Raw genomic sequence first — 17188 nt, 5'->3', positions numbered from 1 at the left:
TGCAAAAGGTCAAAGTGCGCCGACGGCGCCTGTAAACGGATTCAAGAAATCTCCACGTTCAGCGCTTTGTCTAGGCGCTCTCGCCGCTTGGTCATGTCCACAGCAGCAGGTCCGATGCGCCGGGCGGCTGCCAGCAAGATCGTCTGTATGACAAAGAACTGAGACGTCGCTGAATCGAAGTAGAAGGGCTCGTCAATGACCACGGTGGTACCGTGCTCACGCCCCACTGAAAGTGCTGAGTTCGCGTCTGTAATCGCGAGAATCGGAACGCTGTTTTCCTTCATGACCTCCACGGCAGTAATGACGGCACGGGTATAGGGCCGAAATGTCACCGCCACCAAAAGATCGTCTGGAGTGAGGCTTGCGAGGTCCGAGGTGAGCGCCTGTCCAGGACCGCCCAAAATGATCACGTTCTCGCGAAGCGTTCCCAAGTAGGTGCCGAGAAAATAACTTAGGGCGTAGGTGGCGCGCATGGCCAGCACACACACACGTTTGGCCGCGACGACGGCATCGACAGCGTGAGTGATAGCGTGCACATCAAGGGCGTCCGCGATATCAAGTACGCGTTGGCACTCCGACTGTGCATGGACGCGTATCAGATCCCGTGGGTCATCAATGACCAGCGGTTCAGCTACTCGCTCCTGAACGCGAGTGCTGTAGAAAGCCTGTGTCTGCGCCACATGGCGACGGAAGATGTCCTGCAACTCTGCAAAACCAGCGAACCCGAGCTTCTTCCCCAACCGAGTCAGGGTTGAAGGATCAACGCCGTTTTTGGCAGCCAGCTCCGAAATGCTGTCTACGGCAGCAGGCCCCGGACGGTTCAACATATCAGTCAGCACAGCCCGCGCCTTTCCACCCAACTGCCCACGGTCACCCTGAGCTCGCTCGACACTCAAAATTGAGCGCAAATCTTCAACGCTTGATATCGACATCGGTGAAAAAAATCCGTTATCTCGCAAATTTCCATGGCATTGGACATGGATTTGCAAATTTTCCTAGCATTTTTTATGATTTCGCCGAAAAATGCATTAGAAATTTGCTCGCATGACGTTTGATCCCCTTGCGGTTCATTCCCAATCCAAGCTGTCCGAGCGATCGTGTGAGTCAAACGCTTGAGCGACCATGTGCGTTCGGCATAGGCTTCGGGCCGTTTCGCGCTGGCTGCTGCCTTCCACCCGAGGCGCCCGATGCAAACCAAGGCCTATGGCGAGAGGGCTGACTAAGGCATATGACACCGACCATGTGAGGCAAAAGTGAGTGCCATCCGGCCTCCGTCCCATGCACGGCAATGGCTGCAATCGATACTGGTAATCTCACGAGGTGGAAGTGGGTCGATACGCTGCAGCGCTGACGCGTAACCGAAGACGAGCTGAAAGCCTTCGTCAAGGACCGCCTGGCGCCCTACAAGTACCCGCGCAGCATCGAGTTCGTGGACGAGCTGCCCAAGACGGCGACGGGCAAGATCCAGCGCTTCAAGCTGCGCCAGCAAGCGGTGGATTGAGCGGCAGTGGCCGCGCGGCCGGGCCCCCAGCGCTAGCCCACACAAGCGGAAAATTTCAAGCCATTTGGGCCCCCAGCTCTACAACCACCTACGCAGGCAGCTCCGGATTTCATAGTAAAAAAGCCCATCACCAATCTGGTGACGGGCTTTCTGCCATTTTCAATCCTTTTCGGCCTCTGGCCCTACAGCCACCTGCGCGACCAGCTACTCATTCGATAGCGGATGGGTGGTTGACGCCGCGCGGCCTCAGGTGTCCTTGGAGATCGTGATGCTCGGGAATTTGCTGGAAAAGTCCTTGGCCTTCTGCGCGATCTCGATCGCGACCTGGCGCGCCACCGATTTGTAGATGCCCGCGGCCTCGCCATCCGGATCGGCGATCACGGTCGGGCGGCCGGAGTCCGCCTGCTCCCGGATGCTGCGCGACAGCGGCAGCGCGCCCAGGTAGTCGATGCCCTTCTCAGCCGCGTAGCGCTTGCCGCCCTCGGCGCCGAAGATGTGGTCGACATGGCCGCAGTTCGTGCACACGTGTACCGCCATGTTTTCCACCAGCCCCAGGATGGGCACGCCCACCTTCTCGAACATGGCCACGCCCTTGCGCGCGTCCGCCAGGGCGATGTCCTGCGGCGTGGTGACGATGACGGCGCCGGTCATCGGCACGCGTTGGCTCAGGCTGAGCTGGATGTCGCCGGTGCCGGGCGGCATGTCGACGATCAGGTAGTCCAGCGCCTTCCAGTTGGTCTGGCGCAGCAGCTGGTCCAGCGCCTGCGTGGCCATGGGGCCGCGCCAGATCATGGCTTCGTCCGGGTCGACCAGAAAACCGATCGACATGATTTGCACGCCGTAGTTTTCCAGCGGCTCCATGCTCTGGCCGTCCAGGCTTTCGGGGCGGCCGTTCACGCCCATCATCAGCGGCACGCTGGGGCCGTAGATGTCGGCGTCCAGAATACCGACCTGCGCGCCTTCGGCCGCCAGAGCCAGCGCCAGATTGACGGCGGTGGTGCTCTTGCCCACCCCGCCCTTGCCGGACGCCACGGCCACGATGTTCTTGACCTGCGGCAGCAGCTGCACGCCGCGCTGCACGGCGTGGGCCACGATCTGCGTGGTGACGTTGACCGACACGTTGGTCACGCCCGGCACGCCGCGCGCGGCCGCCACCAGCGCCTGGCGCAGCGCCGGCACCTGGCTCTTGGCGGGGTAGCCCAGCTCGACGTCGAAGGCAACGTCGCCGCCGTTCACCTGCAGGTGCTTCAGTTGCTTGGTCGACACGAAATCCTTGCCGGTGTTCGGGTCGGTCACGGTTTGCAGCGCCGCCAGCAGCGCGCCTTGGTCCACGGACATGGGAATCTTTTCTTATCTGCGTGAATAAGCCGCCAAGTCTATCGAACCCCTGGTAACACCTCCTTAAGATGGTTGTTATGACCTTGCCATCTGCCCGGCCGCCCGCCGATCCCTCTCGCCCGCACACCGGGCTGGTGCTGAGCGGCGGTGGCGCCCGCGCCGCCTACCAGGTGGGCGTGCTGCGCGCGATCCGCGCCATCCGGCGCGAGGCGGGCATGGCGCAGGCGCCCAACCCGTTCCCGATCGTCTGCGGCACCTCGGCCGGCGCGATCAACGCGGCCGCGCTGGCCGCGGGGGCCGACCATTTCGACACGGCCGTGCGCCGCCTGACGCGCGTGTGGACCCACATCCACGCCCAGGACGTGTACCGCGCCGACGCCTGGGACGCACTGCGCGCCGGCACGCGCTGGGTGTCGCTGCTGTCGCTGGGCTGGGCGCTGACGCAATTGCGGCACGCGCGCCCGCGCTCGCTGCTCGACAACGCGCCGCTGGGCACGCTGCTGCGCACACAGATCCCGCTGGGGCGCATCCCGCTGATGCTCGCCAATGGGCATCTGCAGGCGCTGTCGATCGCGGCGTCGAGCTATGCCACCGGCGAGCACGTCACCTTCTACGAATCAGCGCACGCGGTTGCCCCGTGGTCGCGCGCCCAACGCAACGCCGTGTCGGCGCGCATCGGCGTGCCGCATCTGCTGGCCTCGTCGGCCATCCCGTTCATCTTTCCGGCGGGCGAAGTGGCGGTCGACGGTCAAGACAGCTGGTACGGCGACGGCACCATGCGCCAGGTCGCCCCCATGTCGCCGGCGATCCACCTGGGCGCCGACCGCGTACTGGTCATCGGCGCCGGTCGCGCCAACGAACCGCGCACGCCCACGCCGGCCAAAGCGCCCGCGTACCCCACCCTGGCCCAGGTAGCCGGGCACGCCCTGTCCAGCATCTTTCTGGACACCCTGGCCGCCGATATCGAGCGCACGCAGCGCATCAACCACACGCTTTCGCTCATCGCGCCACAGGCGCGGTCGCACAGCGCGCTGCGGTCCATCGATCTGCTGGTGATCTCACCGTCCCAGCGCCTCGACGATCTGGCGCTGCAGCACGTCGGCGAGTTGCCCGGCACGGTGCGCACGCTGCTGGGCATTCTGGGCGTCAGGCCGAAAGACCGCGCCAGCGGGGCGCTGGCCAGCTACCTGCTGTTCGAGCCCGGCTACACCCGCGCGCTGATGCAGCTGGGCTGGAGCGACGCGCTGCGCCAGAGAGACGACGCCGAGCGCTTTTTCGGCTGGCAAGGCGCGCAGGCCGCCTGAACTGGCGCGATTGGTTTAAGCCGGTCTCTCCACCATGTCGAGAACAAAGCGCGCCACCAGGCCGAGCATGTCGGTCCGGTTGGCCAGGGTCAACGTGCCACCCAAGCGCGCAGCTGCCACCTGACATATCGCCAGACCCAAGCCGCTGCCGGCGCCCTGCTGCCCCGGGACGCGGTAGAAGCGATCAAATACGCGCTCCAGATGCGCATCCGGGATACCCGGGCCTTCATCGAGGACTTCCAGCACGGCGCATGTCGGTTGCGCGCACAACCGCACCGTCACCCGACCGCCCGCCGAGCTGTGGCGCAAGGCGTTGTCCAGGAGGTTGACCAGCAAGGTGTGGGTTGCTTCCGAGTCGACGCCGGGCAGCCCCGCCCCGTCGTCTTCCACGCCCATGTCTATCTGCCGCGCGTCGGCCAGCGGCAGCAGCTCCTTGACCACCTGCTGAGCGAGTGCGCTCAGTGATACGTGCTCCACGACCTCCACCGGCCGATCCAGCCGCGCCAGCGCCAGCAGCTGCGCCACAAGCCGCGTCAGCCGCCCGGCGGCCGCGTGCACAGTCTGGGCGGCCGGCAGCAGGGTCGAGCTACGCGCCGCTTCGGCCATTTCATGGGTTTGCAGCGACAGCGCCGCGACGGGCGTGCGCAGCTCGTGCGCCGCATCCTGAATGAAATGACGCTGCTGTTCAAAAGCGGTGGCCAAACGCGTCAGCAAGGCGTTGATCGAGCCGACGAAGGGGCGAAGCTCGTCCGGAGCCGCCTGCTCGTCCAGCGGGACGAGGCGACCAGGGTCCTGGTCCTGTACGCGCATGCGCAACCGCTCCATCGGCCGCAGCGCCCAGCGCACCGCCAGCATGGCCAACAGGACCGACAGCGGCGTTAAGGCCAGGACCGCCAACGCCGCCGTCCAGGCGCGGCTGCGCAGCTCGGCCGCGCGAAAGCGCCCGCTTTGCACGATCTGCACGGTGCGGTCCGTCGAGTGCGCCGTCAGGACTCGCCATTTTTCCGTTTCAACGCTGAGGTCGTGAAAACCATCCGTCGGTTGCAGCGGCACGCGCACGCTGGGCCAAGACGATTGCTGCAGCACCCGCTCCGGCGACCACATCTGCGCAATCAGCGCGCCCCAGTCGTGCACGTTGCGCTCGGGCTCCACCGCGGGGGGCACCACCGGCTCGTCCACGTGCAGGTAGGCATCGGCCAGCGCGCGCATCTGCCCGTCCATGAAGGTGCTGTCCAGGTAGTCGGCCGTGACGTAGGTCAGCACCGCCATCGCCAAGGCTGCGCCGACGTGAAAGGCCGTCAGCAGCACCAGCAGGCGGGCGCGCAGCGAGCTCAGGCGCATCACCGCGCGTCCGCCACGGTCCGCAACCAGGCGGGCGCAATGCGCCAGCCTAAGCCGCGCACGTTCAAGATCAGCTCGTCCGGCAGCTTCTTGCGCAAGGTGTAGATCAGCGTATCTACGGCGTTGCTGCTGACCTCTTCGCCCCACGCGTAGATGCGCTCTTCCAGCTCGCTGCGCGACAGCACGGCGCCCGGGCGGTCCAGCAGCGCGTGCAGCAACGCGTATTCGCGCGCCGTCAGCGCCACGCGCTCGCCGCGCAGCAGCAGTTCGCGCGTGGCCAGGTCCAGCTGCACATCGCCCGCGCCTGCGCGTTGCTTGCTGCCGCCCTGGCGCCGGCGCACCAGTGCACGCACGCGCGCCAGCAGCTCGTCCACCTCGAAGGGTTTGATCAGGTAGTCGTCCGCGCCTTGGTCTAGGCCGGCCACGCGGTCTGCGAGCGCATCGCGCGCGGTCATCAGCAGTAGCGGCATCTCGTCCTGGCGCGCGCGCAGACGCCGCACCAGGCTAAGGCCGTCGCCGTCCGGCAGGCCAAGGTCCAGCACCGCCAGCACATAGCCATGCTCGGTCGGCATGGCCAGCGCGTCGCCCAGGCGTTGAGCCCAGTCGACCGCGAAGCCCTCGCGCATCAACGCCGCCTGCACGGCCGAGCCGATCATGACGTCGTCTTCCAGCAGGAGGATCTTCATGCGCGCAAGGGCCTCAGGCGCTGTACGCCGACTGGCCGCCGTCGATGACGTAGGTGCCGCCGGTCAGGTGCGGGTGGTCACTGGACGCCAGCATCAGCGCGAAGGCCGCGACTTCCTCTGGCGTGGCCAGGCGCTTGTCGCCCGGCAACTTGGCCCTGGCCCACTGCGTGATGGCGACGTCCCACACCTTGTCCGGCAGGCTGGTCATGCCAGCCAGACGCCGTACGAAATCGGTTTTGGTCGTGCCTGGCAGCAAAGCGTTGACGCGGATGCCGCTGTCGGCGTAATCAAAGGCAGCCGCCTGGACCAGGCCGATCAGCGCGCGCTTGCTGGCGGAATACGCCGACTTTTTGGCGCCCGACGACAGCGCTGCGGTGGACGAGGTGACTACGATGCTGCCCTTCTTCGCCTGAATCATGTGCGGCAGTTGGTACTTCATCGCCAGGAACACGCCGCGCACGTTGGTGTGCTGCACGTCGTCCCATTCAGCGCTGGTGTACTCGTGCAAGGGCTTTTCGACCGTGATCCCTGCATTGTTGAAGGCTACATCAAGCCGCCCGTACAGGCGCATGGCCGCGGCCACGAAGGCTTCGACGTCTTTTTCCTGCCGCACGTCTGCGCGCACGTAGGTCGCCTCGCCCTGGCGGCTGCGGATCAGTTGCTCCACCTCCCGGCCCAGCGCTTCGCGGCGACCGCAGAACACCACTTTGGCGCCCTCTTCGGCAAATTGCAGGGCCGCGGCGCGGCCGATGCCGGAGGTGGCGCCGGTGACCATGACCACCTGGCCGGCATAGCGCCGCCGCGCGGGCGCCGGGGCCGCGGTCTGCGCCTGCACCGGCTGCGGCGTGCCCAAGCCAGCGGCACCGGCGGCCGCGGCGCCAGCCAGTGCCCAGCCCAGCAGGTGGCGACGGCCCGGCGTGGGCTCACGCGCAGTATCGGTCGAAGCAGTGTGCATATTCATTGGGGTTTCCTTCTTCAGTTGCCATGCCCCAGCTTAGGCAGCCAGACTCACGGGAAAATGAGGCCGCGCAACCCTTGTGTCGCCCGGTGTGCAGCGACGCAGTACTCGCCCACCTGCTACCGCGCCACGCGCCACCGCCCGCGTCCGTAGAATCGCCGTTTTGCCTGCTGTCCGCGCCCCGGCGCGCCTTGCCATGCCTGTTCGCCAACTCTTCATCACCACCGCGCTGCCGTACGCTAATGGCACCTTCCACATCGGCCACATCATGGAATACATCCAGGCCGACATCTGGGTGCGCTTTCAACGCATGCAGGGCCACGCGGTGAACTTCGTGGGGGCGGACGACGCGCATGGCGCGCCGATCATGATCGCGGCCGAAAAGGCCGGCAAGACGCCCGAGCAGTTTGTGGACGACATCGCCGCGGGCCGCAAGCAGTACCTCGACGGCTTTTTGATCAGCCACGACAACTGGTACAGCACGCACAGCCCCGAAAACACCGCGCTGGCGCAGGCCATTTACAAGGACCTGAAAGCCAATGGCCTGATCGAGACGCGCACGATCGAGCAGTTCTTCGACCCGGAAAAGGGCATGTTTCTGCCCGACCGCTTCATCAAGGGCGAGTGCCCCAACTGCCACGCCAAGGACCAGTACGGCGACAACTGCGAGGTGTGCAGCGCCGTGTACGCGCCCACCGAGCTGATCAACCCGTATTCGGCCCTGTCGGGCGCGAAGCCGGAGCTGCGCACCAGCGAGCACTTCTTCTTCAAGCTGAGCGATCCGCGCTGCATCGAATTTCTGAACCAGTGGACCACCAGCGGCGCCGTGCAGCCCGAGGTGCTGAACAAGATCACCGAATGGATCGCGCCGGGTGAGGACGGCAAGCCGAAGATGGGCGACTGGGACATCAGCCGCGACGCGCCCTACTTCGGCATCGAGATCCCCGACCAGCCGGGCAAGTACTTTTACGTCTGGCTGGACGCACCCGTCGGCTACCTCGCCAGCCTGAAGAACTACTTCGACAAGGGCCTGGGCAAGACCGCGAGCGGCCAGCCCATGGACTACGACGCCTTCATCGCCGACCCGGCCACTGAGCAGTACCACTTCATCGGTAAGGACATCATCACCTTCCACACCCTGTTCTGGCCGGCCATGCTGCATTTCAGCGGTCGCAAGGTGCCGAACAAGGTGTTCGTGCACGGCTTCCTCACCGTGAACAACGGCGAGAAGATGAGCAAGAGCCGCGGCACGGGCCTGGACCCGCTGAAGTACCTGCAACTCGGCATGAACCCCGAATGGCTGCGCTACTACCTGGCGGCCAAGCTGTCGGGCCGCAACGAGGACATCGACTTCAACGCCGACGATTTCCAGGCGCGCGTGAACGCCGACCTGATCGGCAAGTTCGTCAACATCGCCTCGCGCGCGGCAGGCTTCATCAGCAAGCGCTTCGACGGGCGCCTGTCGGTGATCGCCCCCGATGGGCTGGAGCTGGTGAACAAGCTGCGCGCCGCCCGCCCTGGCATCGAGTCCCTGTACGAGCAGCGCGAGTATGGCAAGGTGGTGCGCGAAGTGATGGCGCTGGCCGACCAGGTGAACAGCTTCGTCGATCTGCACAAGCCCTGGGAGCTGGCCAAGCTGCCGGGCCAGAACGAGCGCCTGCACGACGTGTGCACCGCGTGCATCGAGACCTTCCGCATCCTGGCGATCTACCTGAAGCCCATCTTGCCCAAGCTCGCGGCCGACGTGGCGCTGTTCCTGATGGTGCCGCCCGAAACCATGGCCGACGTGGACAAGCCGCTGGGCGCGGGCTCGCAGATCGGCGAATACAGCCATCTGATGCAGCGCGTGGACGCCAAGCAGCTTGAGGCATTGTTTGAGCCTCCAGCCGGCGCCCAGCAAGCGCAGGCAGCTATCGAAGCAGAAGCAAATGCCGAGGCCTTCGCCCCGGGCGGCGAAGCCTTGGCCGACACCATCCCCATCGACGACTTCGCCAAGATCGACCTGCGCATCGCGAAAATCGAGCGCTGCGAGGCGGTCGAGGGCTCCACCAAGCTGCTGCGCCTGACGCTGGACGCGGGCGAGAAAAACGCCGACGGCAGCCCCAAGCTGCGCAACGTGTTCAGCGGCATCGCCAGCGCCTACCAGCCTGAGCAGCTGCAAGGCAAGCTGACGGTGATGGTGGCCAACCTCGCGCCGCGCAAGATGAAGTTCGGCGTGTCCGAAGGCATGGTGCTGGCTGCGAGCCACGGCGACGAGAAGGCGAACCCCTGCATCTTCGTGCTGGAGCCAACGCCTGGCGCCCAACCCGGCATGCGCGTACGCTGAGTCCATCCACACCAACTGTGCAAGGGCCGACATCGATCGGCCCTTTTTTCTTGCGCGCGGCACCCCAAAGGACGGCGTTAGGCGCACACTGACAACCGCACATTCAAGGGGTGTCAGAAACTCAGATCATTACCATATGATGATCATTTAGTTATCAACATTCGCCGTTCGCCCCGACGACACCTCCATGTCACTGCCGCTCGCCCGCTTTCGCCCTGCCTTGTTCGATGCGCTGCGTGGCTACGACCGGGCGCGCTGGGCGCAGGACCTGGGCGCCGGGCTGACGGTGGCGGCCGTGGCGCTGCCGCTGGCCATGGCGTTCGCAGTCGCGTCGGGGCTGGCGCCGTCGGCGGGCCTGCTCACGGCCATCGTCGCGGGCTTTCTGATCTCGGCCCTGGGCGGCAGCCGCGTGCAGATAGGCGGGCCGGCCGGCGCGTTCATCGTCATCGTGTACGGCATCGTCGAACGCTACGGCGTCGCCAACCTCGTGCTGGCCACCGCGTTTTCGGGCGTGCTGCTGTTCGCCATGGGCCTGTTCCGGCTGGGCACGCTGGTGCGCTTCATCCCGATCGCCGTGGTGATCGGCTTTACCAACGGCATCGCGGTGCTGATCGCGCTGTCACAGCTCAAGGACTTTTTTGGCTTGCAGGTGCCGCGCATGCCGGCCGATTTCTTCGGCGTGATCGGTGCGCTGTGGACGCACCGCGCCAGCGCCAATCCGTGGGCGCTGGGGGTGGCGGTGGTGTCGCTGGCGCTGGTGCTGGGCTGGCCACGCACCACGGCGCGGCTGGCCCGGCGCTGGCCCCAGCGCGCGTGGATCGCGCGCGTGCCGGGCCCGATCGTCGCGCTGGTGCTGGCCACCGCCGTGGTCGCGCTGCTGCGCCTGCCTGTCGAGACCATCGGCACGCGCTTTGGCGGCATTCCAGCGCGCTGGCCGGATCTGGCCCTGCCCACGTTCAGTTGGGCGTCGGCGCAGTTTCTGCTGGTACCGGCCATCACCCTGGCGCTGCTGGGCGCGATCGAGTCGCTGCTGTGCGCCCGCGTGGCCGACGGCATGACCGGCGGTCGGCACGACCCCAACCAGGAGCTGATGGCGCAGGGCATCGCCAACTTCGTCACGCCGCTGCTGGGCGGCATGCCGGCCACAGGCACCATCGCGCGCACCGTGACCAATGTGAAGAGCGGCGCGACCAGCCCCGTCGCGGGCATGGTGCACGCGCTGGCGCTGCTGGTCGTCGTGCTGGTCGCCGCGCCGCTGGCCGGGGCGATCCCGCTGGCCACTCTCGCCGCCATCCTGCTGGCCGTGGCGTGGAACATGGGCGATTGGCGCGCGTTCGGGCGGCTGCGAAGCTACCGCCTGCCGTACCGAGGCACGCTGCTGGCTGTTTTCGTGCTGACCGTGGTGTTCGACCTGACGGTGGCGGTGCAAGTCGGCATCGCCGCGGCCTGCCTGACCTTCATCTACCGGCTGGCCGGCCTGTCGCGCGCCGAGCCCGTGCAGGCCGCCGAGTTCCCGATGCTGGCGTCGCTGGCAGGCCAGGTCACCGCCTGGCGCCTGCACGGCGCGCTGTTCTTCGGCGCCACGCCCGTGCTTGAGCGCATCGGATCCGCGCTGCCCGCACGCGTGCTCGTCATCGACCTGGCGCACGTGCTCTACATCGATTCGACCGGCGCCGAAGCGCTGGAACAATTGCTGCACCGTGCGCGCGAAGCCCACGTTCGCCTGATCGTCTCGGGCCTGGAGGCGCAACCGGCCGACATCGCCCGGCGCACCGGCCTGCTGAGCGCCTGGCAGGCGCAGGGCGCGGGCAGCGTGCAGCCCGATCTGGCTCAGGCGCTGGCCGCGGCGTCGGCCTTCTGCGCGGGCGACATCGCCGCGGGCGCGTCCTGGCCCGCGTCAGCGGCCTGAAGCACTGACGGCGCTGGCACCACACCCATGTCCTGCACCAGCTGCAACACCCGGCCATAGACAGCCAGACCGACCAGATAGGCCACGACCACGGCCACCTCAGAAAAAGCGAGTGTCACGCCCCAATTGCCGGTCAGCCGCTGGATCAGGAGCACCCCGCCCACGGCTGCGGCCAGCCCGGAGGCCCAGCCTGCCCAGGTCGCGGTGTCGGCATTCGACTGAAGCGGCGCCCGGCAATGCGGACAGTGAAACCGGGGGTGCACGTCGCGCCCCCACAGCCGCGCCGCGCACGCGGGGCAGCGCGGCGCGCGCCAGGGCACGCGCTCAGCCCCCGCCGCGCATGTCCGGGCCGTCCGGATCGGGGCCGATCTCGGTGCGGATCACGCGGTAATCCGGCGTGAAAACCACGTTGAACGCCTTCTTTTCGCTGGGCGGCTCCAGAAACTTCCAGGTCCAGACGATCTCGTTCTTGAGCTGGTAGGGCACCTGCTTGGCCGGCTTGCCCAGCATGCGGCGCACGTCTTCGACGCCCATGCCGGCCTGCACACGGCGGAAGTTGTCTGGCGTGAGCACCTGCCGCAACGCGCTCATCCGGCCGTCCGGGCCGATGGTGATCATGTAGTTGCGCATGCCTTCGGGCTGGCGGTTGTACTCGAAAGTCTTGGCGCCGCCAGCCTCCGGCCACACGCGCTCGGGATGGCCGAAGCGCTGCACCACGTCGGCCTCGGTCGAGACGCCCTCTTCCAGCTCCTTGATGGCCTGCGGGTCACACGCCGCCAGGCCCAGCGCGGCGCCGAGCAGTCCACACAGGCTGAGCGCGCGAAGGCGCCGGGTAAGTAAGTTCATACGAGGTACGCACCGGTAAAATGGCTACAACCGTCTTGTAACGTGCCACGCCCGCGTGGCGCCGTCAGACCCGACCGACATTTCGTTCCAAGTTTATGTCCATCGCCAACATCTTCCGCCGCCCGCACTACACCTCTGCAGTCACGCAGTTCATCGAACAGCTCAAGCAGGCCAAACCCGAACTCGACCAGCAGCAGCGCCAGGGCCGCGCCCTGCTGTGGGACAAGCAGATCGACCGCGACCTGCAAGCCGAATTCAGCGAAGCCAAAGTGCCGCAAAAGCCCTACGTGTACCAGACGGCGCCCAGCCTCTGACACCTGGTTTTTGAATGAAATCGGCCTCTGGCGCTACAGCCACCTGCGCAAGCAGCTTCTGATTTCATAGCATCTCGACCGTGTCGGCACCCGATACCGATTCCCTGCTGGCCGCCCCGCCCGAGCAGGCGCCGCAGCCCGAGGTCGTGGACCACGTGGCCGTCGCGCGCCTGTACGGCGAACCGCTGTTCGCCATGCCGCAGGACCTGTACATCCCGCCGGACGCGCTGGAGATCTTCCTGGAGGCCTTCGAGGGACCGCTCGATCTGCTGCTGTACCTGATCCGCAAGCAGAACTTCAACATCCTCGACATCCCCATGGCCGCCGTGACCCGGCAGTATTTGAGCTATGTGGACGAAATTCGCAGCAGAAACCTGGAGTTAGCAGCCGAATACCTGCTGATGGCGGCGATGCTGATCGAAATCAAGTCGCGCATGCTGCTGCCGCCCAAGAAGACGGCGGAGGGCGAAGAACCCGAAGACCCGCGCGCCGAACTGGTGCGCCGGCTGCTGGAATACGAGCAGATGAAGCTGGCAGCGCGCCAGTTGGCCGACGTGCCGCAGTTTGGCCGCGACTTTTTGAAGGCGCAGATCTACGTCGAGCAGTCGCTGCAGCCGCGCTTCCCCGACGTGGAGCTGGCCGACATCCAGCAGGCCTGGGCCGACATCCTGAAGCGCGCCAAGCTGGTGCAGCACCACAAGATCAGCCGAGAAGAGCTGAGCGTGCGCGAACACATGTCGATCGTGCTGAAAAAGCTGCAAGGCCGCCGCTTCGCCCCGTTTGAAGAGCTGTTCGATCCGGCCAAGGGCGCGCCCGTGCTGGTGGTGACGCTGATCGCCCTGCTGGAGCTGGCCAAGGAAACCCTGGTGGAGATCGTGCAGGCCGAGGCGTTTGCGCCGATTTACGTGCGGCTGGCGTTTACGCCGAATTGAGCCCACGCCCGCCCAGGTGGGCATCCGGCGCGAGGCGGCGCCTCAGACACCGGGTTTCTAGGGCTTTGAAGCGGATGGATTGACACCTGAGGCAGCCCCGAATTGCGTGATCACGTCCTCCAGCGGTACATGGCCTTGGAAGGCGCCGTTCCCGTCAGCGGTTTCGCCGTTTTCGACTGCCAGCGCAAAGCGTACCGCCGCGTCGTCCTTCAGCCGTGATCGCAAAGCGTTCAGCCGTGGCCAGCGGGTTCGCTCAGCGACCTGCAACACCTCCAGCCAGCGCGCGACGCCGATGAGCAGCGCGTCCGCCAGCGAGGGGCGGTCACCAGCTACGTATCTGTCGCCCGGCGTCAGCATCGCCTCGAGCTGGTCGTGGTGCTTGATCACCGCGTCCCGCCCAAACTGGCGCAGCGCTGTCTGCGTGGCCGGCTCGGGCGGCTGCATCTCCAGCGCGGCCCACAGCGGACCGAACGCGCCCGTGAAGCTGGTGTTAATGAATGCCGCCATCTGGTGCATGCGGTCGGCCGCCGCGGTGCCGAGAGGGTAGCTGATGCGCCGATCGCTATCGCGCGCTTCCAGCCAGGCGGCGATGGCCATGGTTTCGGTGAGGCAGCGCCCCTCATCGGTGATGAGCACTGGCGTTTCGTGGCGCGCGTTCACGCGAGCGTAGGAGGGTTCGCGCATCTCGCCGAGCATGTCCACCCGCGACAAGCGGTAGGGCTGGCCAAGCCACTCCAACGCAGCCACCAGCCCCATTGAGCTGCCCGCCGGCACACCATAGATCAAAATCGGTTCCATCCATGCTCCTTCATTCACCGCCACATGGCGTTGCGGCGAGACTTTGCGCGAAAGCGACGCTGCTGTGAATGACGCACTTTTGTGTAACCCAACAAGGCCACGCGTGAAAACTACCGTATCAGAATGCCCCATCGAAGAAGCGATGGTGCTGCTCAGCGGCCGCTGGCCGACCTTATTGCTGTACTACCTAAAAAATGGCACGAAGCGATTTGGCGACTTACAGCGCGACAACCCCACCATTTCGCACCGCATGCTGGCGCTGGAGCTGCGTAAGCTGGAAGGGGCGGGCGTGGTGAAACGCACGGCGTTCGCTGGCTATCCGTCGCATGTTGAATACACGCTGACGGCTGCCGGACAGCGCGTATTGCCCCTGATCGACGCAATCGGGGCTTGGTGGATAGACACGCGCGCCAGCACCGAAGCCTGATGAGCCGCACGTGATCGAAGCGTTCAAACACGCCAGACGATTTACAGCAAAAATCGGCTTGTAGCCCTTGATGAATCTGCGCAAGCAGCTATCAACTTAGTCAAAACTCAGCCTCTTCGCGCTCCAACATGTCTCGCGTGCTCACCCTCTGGCAACGCCTCGGCCCCGTTTCAGCGCACCCTACTTGGCGCGACTTGCTGCGGCCCGGATTGGGTGCGGCCTTGGGCTTGGCGCTGGCCGGCATGCTGGTGGTGGCAGTTGATCAGCTCTACCCGCATGCGCTGTTTTTGTTCGCCCCGCTGGGCGCGACGGCGGTGCTGGTGTTTGCCGTCCCCAACAGCCCGCTGGCGCAGCCGTGGAACTGCGTGGTCGGCAACACGGTGTCTGCGCTTTACACGCTGGTGCTGCTGCGCAGCCTGCCCGAGTGGCCGCAGCCAGCGCTGGCCGCGCTGGCGGTGGGAGGTGCCATTGCGCTCATGTTGGCCTGCCGCGCCCTGCATCCGCCAGGCGGCGCAGTGGCCTTGCTCACGGTGCTGGCATCCGCGCAGTTGCTGCCCCTGGGTTGGCACTTGCTGGTGCCCATGGCGGTGTTGACGGCGGTACTGGTCCTGGCGGGCGTCGCCTACCACTGGGCCTGGGGCCGCAGCTACCTGCACCAGGCGCACCCGCCCAGCCCTGCACAGGCGCCGCCATCAGCCGGCGCGTTGGCGCTGTCGAATGCCGACCTCGAGCAACTGCTGGAGCGCTTCGATCAAACCTACAACATGGGCCCCGAAGACCTGGGCGAACTGCTGGCTGCAGCTGAGGAACAAGCCATCAAGCGCCGCTTCGCTGCCGTGAGCTGTGGCGAGGTGATGTCGCCCCAATTGCTGACCGTGCGGCGCGACACGCCGCTTGAGGAAGTGGCCGACATCTTCCACGAGCACTTGGTCAAGAGCCTGCCGGTGGTCGGCGCGCGCGGCGAGCTGATCGGCCGCGTGCAGCGTGCTGACCTGTTCGACTGGCTGTGGGAAGGCCACCGAGCGCACCGGCGCCAGTCCCTGTGGCGCCGCGTGCGCCCCCGCAAGCTGCCAACCGAGCCGGTCGCCGAAAGCCTGATGCGCGAGCCCGAAATGCGCGTGCAGGAATCGACGCCGATGGGCGATCTGCTGCACGAACTGGCGCAGCACAGCGTGCAGTTCATCGCCGTGCTGCGCGGCGACGTGCTGGTCGGGGTGATCACGCGCAGCGACGTGATCCGCACCTTGCTGGCATTGAAGTAGGGCCCGCAGGGGCACCGTGACAACATCGACTCACTGTAGCCCGCGCTATCTTTTGAGAAGCCGCCTGCGCATACTGCTGTAGGGCCAGCGGCCAGTTTTGCTTAAAAAGCCGGCCTGCACAGCCTTGACATCGCCTGCGCGCGCCACGCCAACCGCGCTTGCCGCCTAGACTCAGCCGCAACGCTTAGCGCCCCAATGCGTATAGGAGACACGATGAGCACCTCAAGCACGCCTGCCAACCCCGGCTCCCCCTACGGCACTTTGCCGCCCGCGTCGCCCTTGCCGCAGCGCAAGCCGGTCAGCCTGCCGCGGCTGGCACAGTTGCGCGCCGAGGGCGAGAAGATCGCGATGCTGACGGCTTACGACGCCACCTTCGCCGCCGTGGCCGACGCGGCAGGCGTCGAATGCCTGCTGGTGGGCGACTCGCTGGGCATGGTGTGCCAGGGTTTGCCGTCCACGGTGGGCGTGGCGCTGGAGACCATGCGCTACCACACCGAAAGCGTGGCACGCGGGCTGCACCGCGTGCAGGGGACCGCCTGGCTGATCGCCGATCTGCCCTTTGGCAGCTACCACGAATCGCCCGAGCAGGCGCTGCGCTCCGCCACCGTGCTGATGCAGGCCGGCGCGCACATGGTCAAGTTGGAAGGCGGCGGCTGGACGGCGCCCACGGTGCGCTTTCTGGTCGAGCGCGGCATTCCGGTCTGCGCGCACCTGGGCCTGACGCCGCAGACCGTGCACGCGCTGGGTGGTTACCGCGTGCAAGGCCGCGGTGATGCCGCCGCCGATACGCTGCGCCGCCACGCGCTGGAATTGCAGGACGCGGGCGCCGCCATGCTGGTGCTGGAGATGGTGCCCGCCGCGCTGTCGGCGCAACTGACGGGCGAGCTGGCGCACTGCGCCACCATCGGCATCGGCGCCGGCAAGGGCACGGCCGGGCAAGTGCTGGTGATGCACGACATGCTGGGCGTGAATCTGGGCAAGAACCCGAAGTTCGTGCGCAATTTCATGCAGGACGCGAGCAGCGTGCGCGGCGCGATCGAAGCCTACGTGCGCGCCGTGAAGGACGGCAGCTTTCCCGACGATGCGTTGCACGCGTGGTGACCGCTCCCTGACGCCGAAACCCCTGTCCGCCGGTGCATCCGCGGCGCGCTCGCCTGGCATCAGCGCGCGGCACATCCGGGAATCCACCTACTCGCACGCCCCTGCATTTCGTTACCAATAGCACCTGTACTTCAGGGAGAAGGAG

At 66.3% G+C, this 17188-nt stretch carries 16 protein-coding genes and 1 pseudogene; 9 read left to right on the top strand and 8 right to left on the bottom strand.

What is annotated here, in order from left to right:
- Nucleotides 1–41: 41 nt before the first annotated feature.
- Nucleotides 42–989 carry a MurR/RpiR family transcriptional regulator gene (locus FVQ98_RS05710; RefSeq protein ID WP_147912457.1) on the bottom strand — a complete coding sequence of 316 codons (948 nt, stop codon included), beginning with the start codon at nt 987–989 and terminating at the stop codon, nt 42–44.
- 377 nt (nt 990–1366) lie between these two features.
- Between FVQ98_RS05710 and FVQ98_RS05705 the strand changes: the two are divergent.
- Nucleotides 1367–1501, top strand: a pseudogene (locus FVQ98_RS05705) (AMP-binding enzyme); the annotation flags it as partial.
- Between the two features lie 246 nt (nt 1502–1747).
- Here FVQ98_RS05705 and apbC read toward each other — a convergent pair.
- The gene (gene apbC, locus FVQ98_RS05700; RefSeq protein WP_147912456.1) at nt 1748–2839 is read right to left on the bottom strand and encodes an iron-sulfur cluster carrier protein ApbC; all 1092 of its coding nucleotides are present in this window, start codon (nt 2837–2839) and stop codon (nt 1748–1750) included.
- 77 nt (nt 2840–2916) lie between these two features.
- Here apbC and FVQ98_RS05695 point away from each other — a divergent pair, with 77 nt between their 5' ends.
- Nucleotides 2917–4143 (top strand): patatin-like phospholipase family protein, encoded by a 1227-nt coding sequence (locus FVQ98_RS05695; protein WP_147912455.1) that lies wholly within the window; start codon nt 2917–2919, stop codon nt 4141–4143.
- A gap of 15 nt (nt 4144–4158) precedes the next feature.
- Here the strand turns inward: FVQ98_RS05695 and FVQ98_RS05690 are convergent, their stop codons facing one another.
- From FVQ98_RS05690 to FVQ98_RS05680, 3 genes are read right to left on the bottom strand one after another with little or no spacing between them, the layout of a single operon-like run.
- The gene (locus FVQ98_RS05690; protein WP_147912454.1) at nt 4159–5484 is read right to left on the bottom strand and encodes an ATP-binding protein; all 1326 of its coding nucleotides are present in this window, start codon (nt 5482–5484) and stop codon (nt 4159–4161) included.
- A complete protein-coding gene (locus tag FVQ98_RS05685; protein WP_147912453.1) occupies nt 5484–6170 on the bottom strand; it encodes a response regulator in 687 nt (228 codons plus the stop codon). The genes FVQ98_RS05690 and FVQ98_RS05685 overlap by 1 nt, the downstream gene beginning before the upstream one ends.
- A gap of 13 nt (nt 6171–6183) precedes the next feature.
- Nucleotides 6184–7131 carry an SDR family NAD(P)-dependent oxidoreductase gene (locus tag FVQ98_RS05680; protein WP_222707560.1) on the bottom strand — a complete coding sequence of 316 codons (948 nt, stop codon included), beginning with the start codon at nt 7129–7131 and terminating at the stop codon, nt 6184–6186.
- A 193-nt stretch (nt 7132–7324) separates the two neighbouring features.
- On the opposite strand from FVQ98_RS05680, the gene metG reads away from it, so the two are divergent.
- Both metG and FVQ98_RS05670 read left to right on the top strand, forming a co-directional pair.
- Nucleotides 7325–9454 (top strand): methionine--tRNA ligase, encoded by a 2130-nt coding sequence (metG, locus tag FVQ98_RS05675; protein WP_147912452.1) that lies wholly within the window; start codon nt 7325–7327, stop codon nt 9452–9454.
- 187 nt (nt 9455–9641) lie between these two features.
- Nucleotides 9642–11363 carry a SulP family inorganic anion transporter gene (locus FVQ98_RS05670; protein WP_147912451.1) on the top strand — a complete coding sequence of 574 codons (1722 nt, stop codon included), beginning with the start codon at nt 9642–9644 and terminating at the stop codon, nt 11361–11363.
- Here the strand turns inward: FVQ98_RS05670 and FVQ98_RS05665 are convergent.
- Together FVQ98_RS05665 and FVQ98_RS05660 are read right to left on the bottom strand one after the other, a co-directional pair.
- Nucleotides 11285–11527: a hypothetical protein gene (locus tag FVQ98_RS05665; RefSeq protein ID WP_187265636.1), complete on the bottom strand. Its 243-nt coding sequence runs from the start codon at nt 11525–11527 to the stop codon at nt 11285–11287. The two genes, FVQ98_RS05670 and FVQ98_RS05665, sit on opposite strands and share 79 nt — an antisense overlap.
- Before the next feature lie 160 nt (nt 11528–11687).
- On the bottom strand, nt 11688–12209 hold the full coding sequence (locus FVQ98_RS05660) for an outer membrane protein assembly factor BamE (protein ID WP_147912449.1): 522 nt from the start codon (nt 12207–12209) through the stop codon (nt 11688–11690).
- A 95-nt stretch (nt 12210–12304) separates the two neighbouring features.
- Between FVQ98_RS05660 and FVQ98_RS05655 the strand changes: the two genes are divergently transcribed.
- Together FVQ98_RS05655 and FVQ98_RS05650 are read left to right on the top strand one after the other, a co-directional pair.
- Nucleotides 12305–12523 (top strand): DUF3460 family protein, encoded by a 219-nt coding sequence (locus FVQ98_RS05655; RefSeq protein ID WP_147912448.1) that lies wholly within the window; start codon nt 12305–12307, stop codon nt 12521–12523.
- A gap of 80 nt (nt 12524–12603) precedes the next feature.
- Nucleotides 12604–13455 (top strand): segregation and condensation protein A, encoded by an 852-nt coding sequence (locus FVQ98_RS05650; RefSeq protein ID WP_370512922.1) that lies wholly within the window; start codon nt 12604–12606, stop codon nt 13453–13455.
- Between the two features lie 57 nt (nt 13456–13512).
- On the opposite strand, the gene FVQ98_RS05645 is transcribed toward FVQ98_RS05650, so the two are convergent.
- Nucleotides 13513–14253, bottom strand: a complete 741-nt coding sequence (locus FVQ98_RS05645) for a glutathione S-transferase family protein (protein ID WP_147912447.1) — start codon at nt 14251–14253, stop codon at nt 13513–13515.
- 103 nt (nt 14254–14356) lie between these two features.
- On the opposite strand from FVQ98_RS05645, the gene FVQ98_RS05640 reads away from it, so the two are divergent.
- The 3 genes from FVQ98_RS05640 (at nt 14357) to panB (ending at nt 17043) form a co-directional block, all read left to right on the top strand.
- Nucleotides 14357–14680, top strand: coding sequence for a winged helix-turn-helix transcriptional regulator (locus tag FVQ98_RS05640; RefSeq protein ID WP_147912446.1), 324 nt, complete (start codon nt 14357–14359; stop codon nt 14678–14680).
- A gap of 128 nt (nt 14681–14808) precedes the next feature.
- Nucleotides 14809–15942 carry an HPP family protein gene (locus FVQ98_RS05635; protein ID WP_147912445.1) on the top strand — a complete coding sequence of 378 codons (1134 nt, stop codon included), beginning with the start codon at nt 14809–14811 and terminating at the stop codon, nt 15940–15942.
- 213 nt (nt 15943–16155) lie between these two features.
- A complete protein-coding gene (gene panB, locus FVQ98_RS05630; protein ID WP_147912444.1) occupies nt 16156–17043 on the top strand; it encodes a 3-methyl-2-oxobutanoate hydroxymethyltransferase in 888 nt (295 codons plus the stop codon).
- Nucleotides 17044–17188: the final 145 nt, after the last annotated feature.

The sequence above is a fragment of the Ottowia flava genome, assembly GCF_008017535.1.
Taxonomy (GTDB): domain Bacteria; phylum Pseudomonadota; class Gammaproteobacteria; order Burkholderiales; family Burkholderiaceae_C; genus Ottowia; species Ottowia flava.
This window is presented reverse-complemented; position numbering and strand designations above follow the sequence as displayed.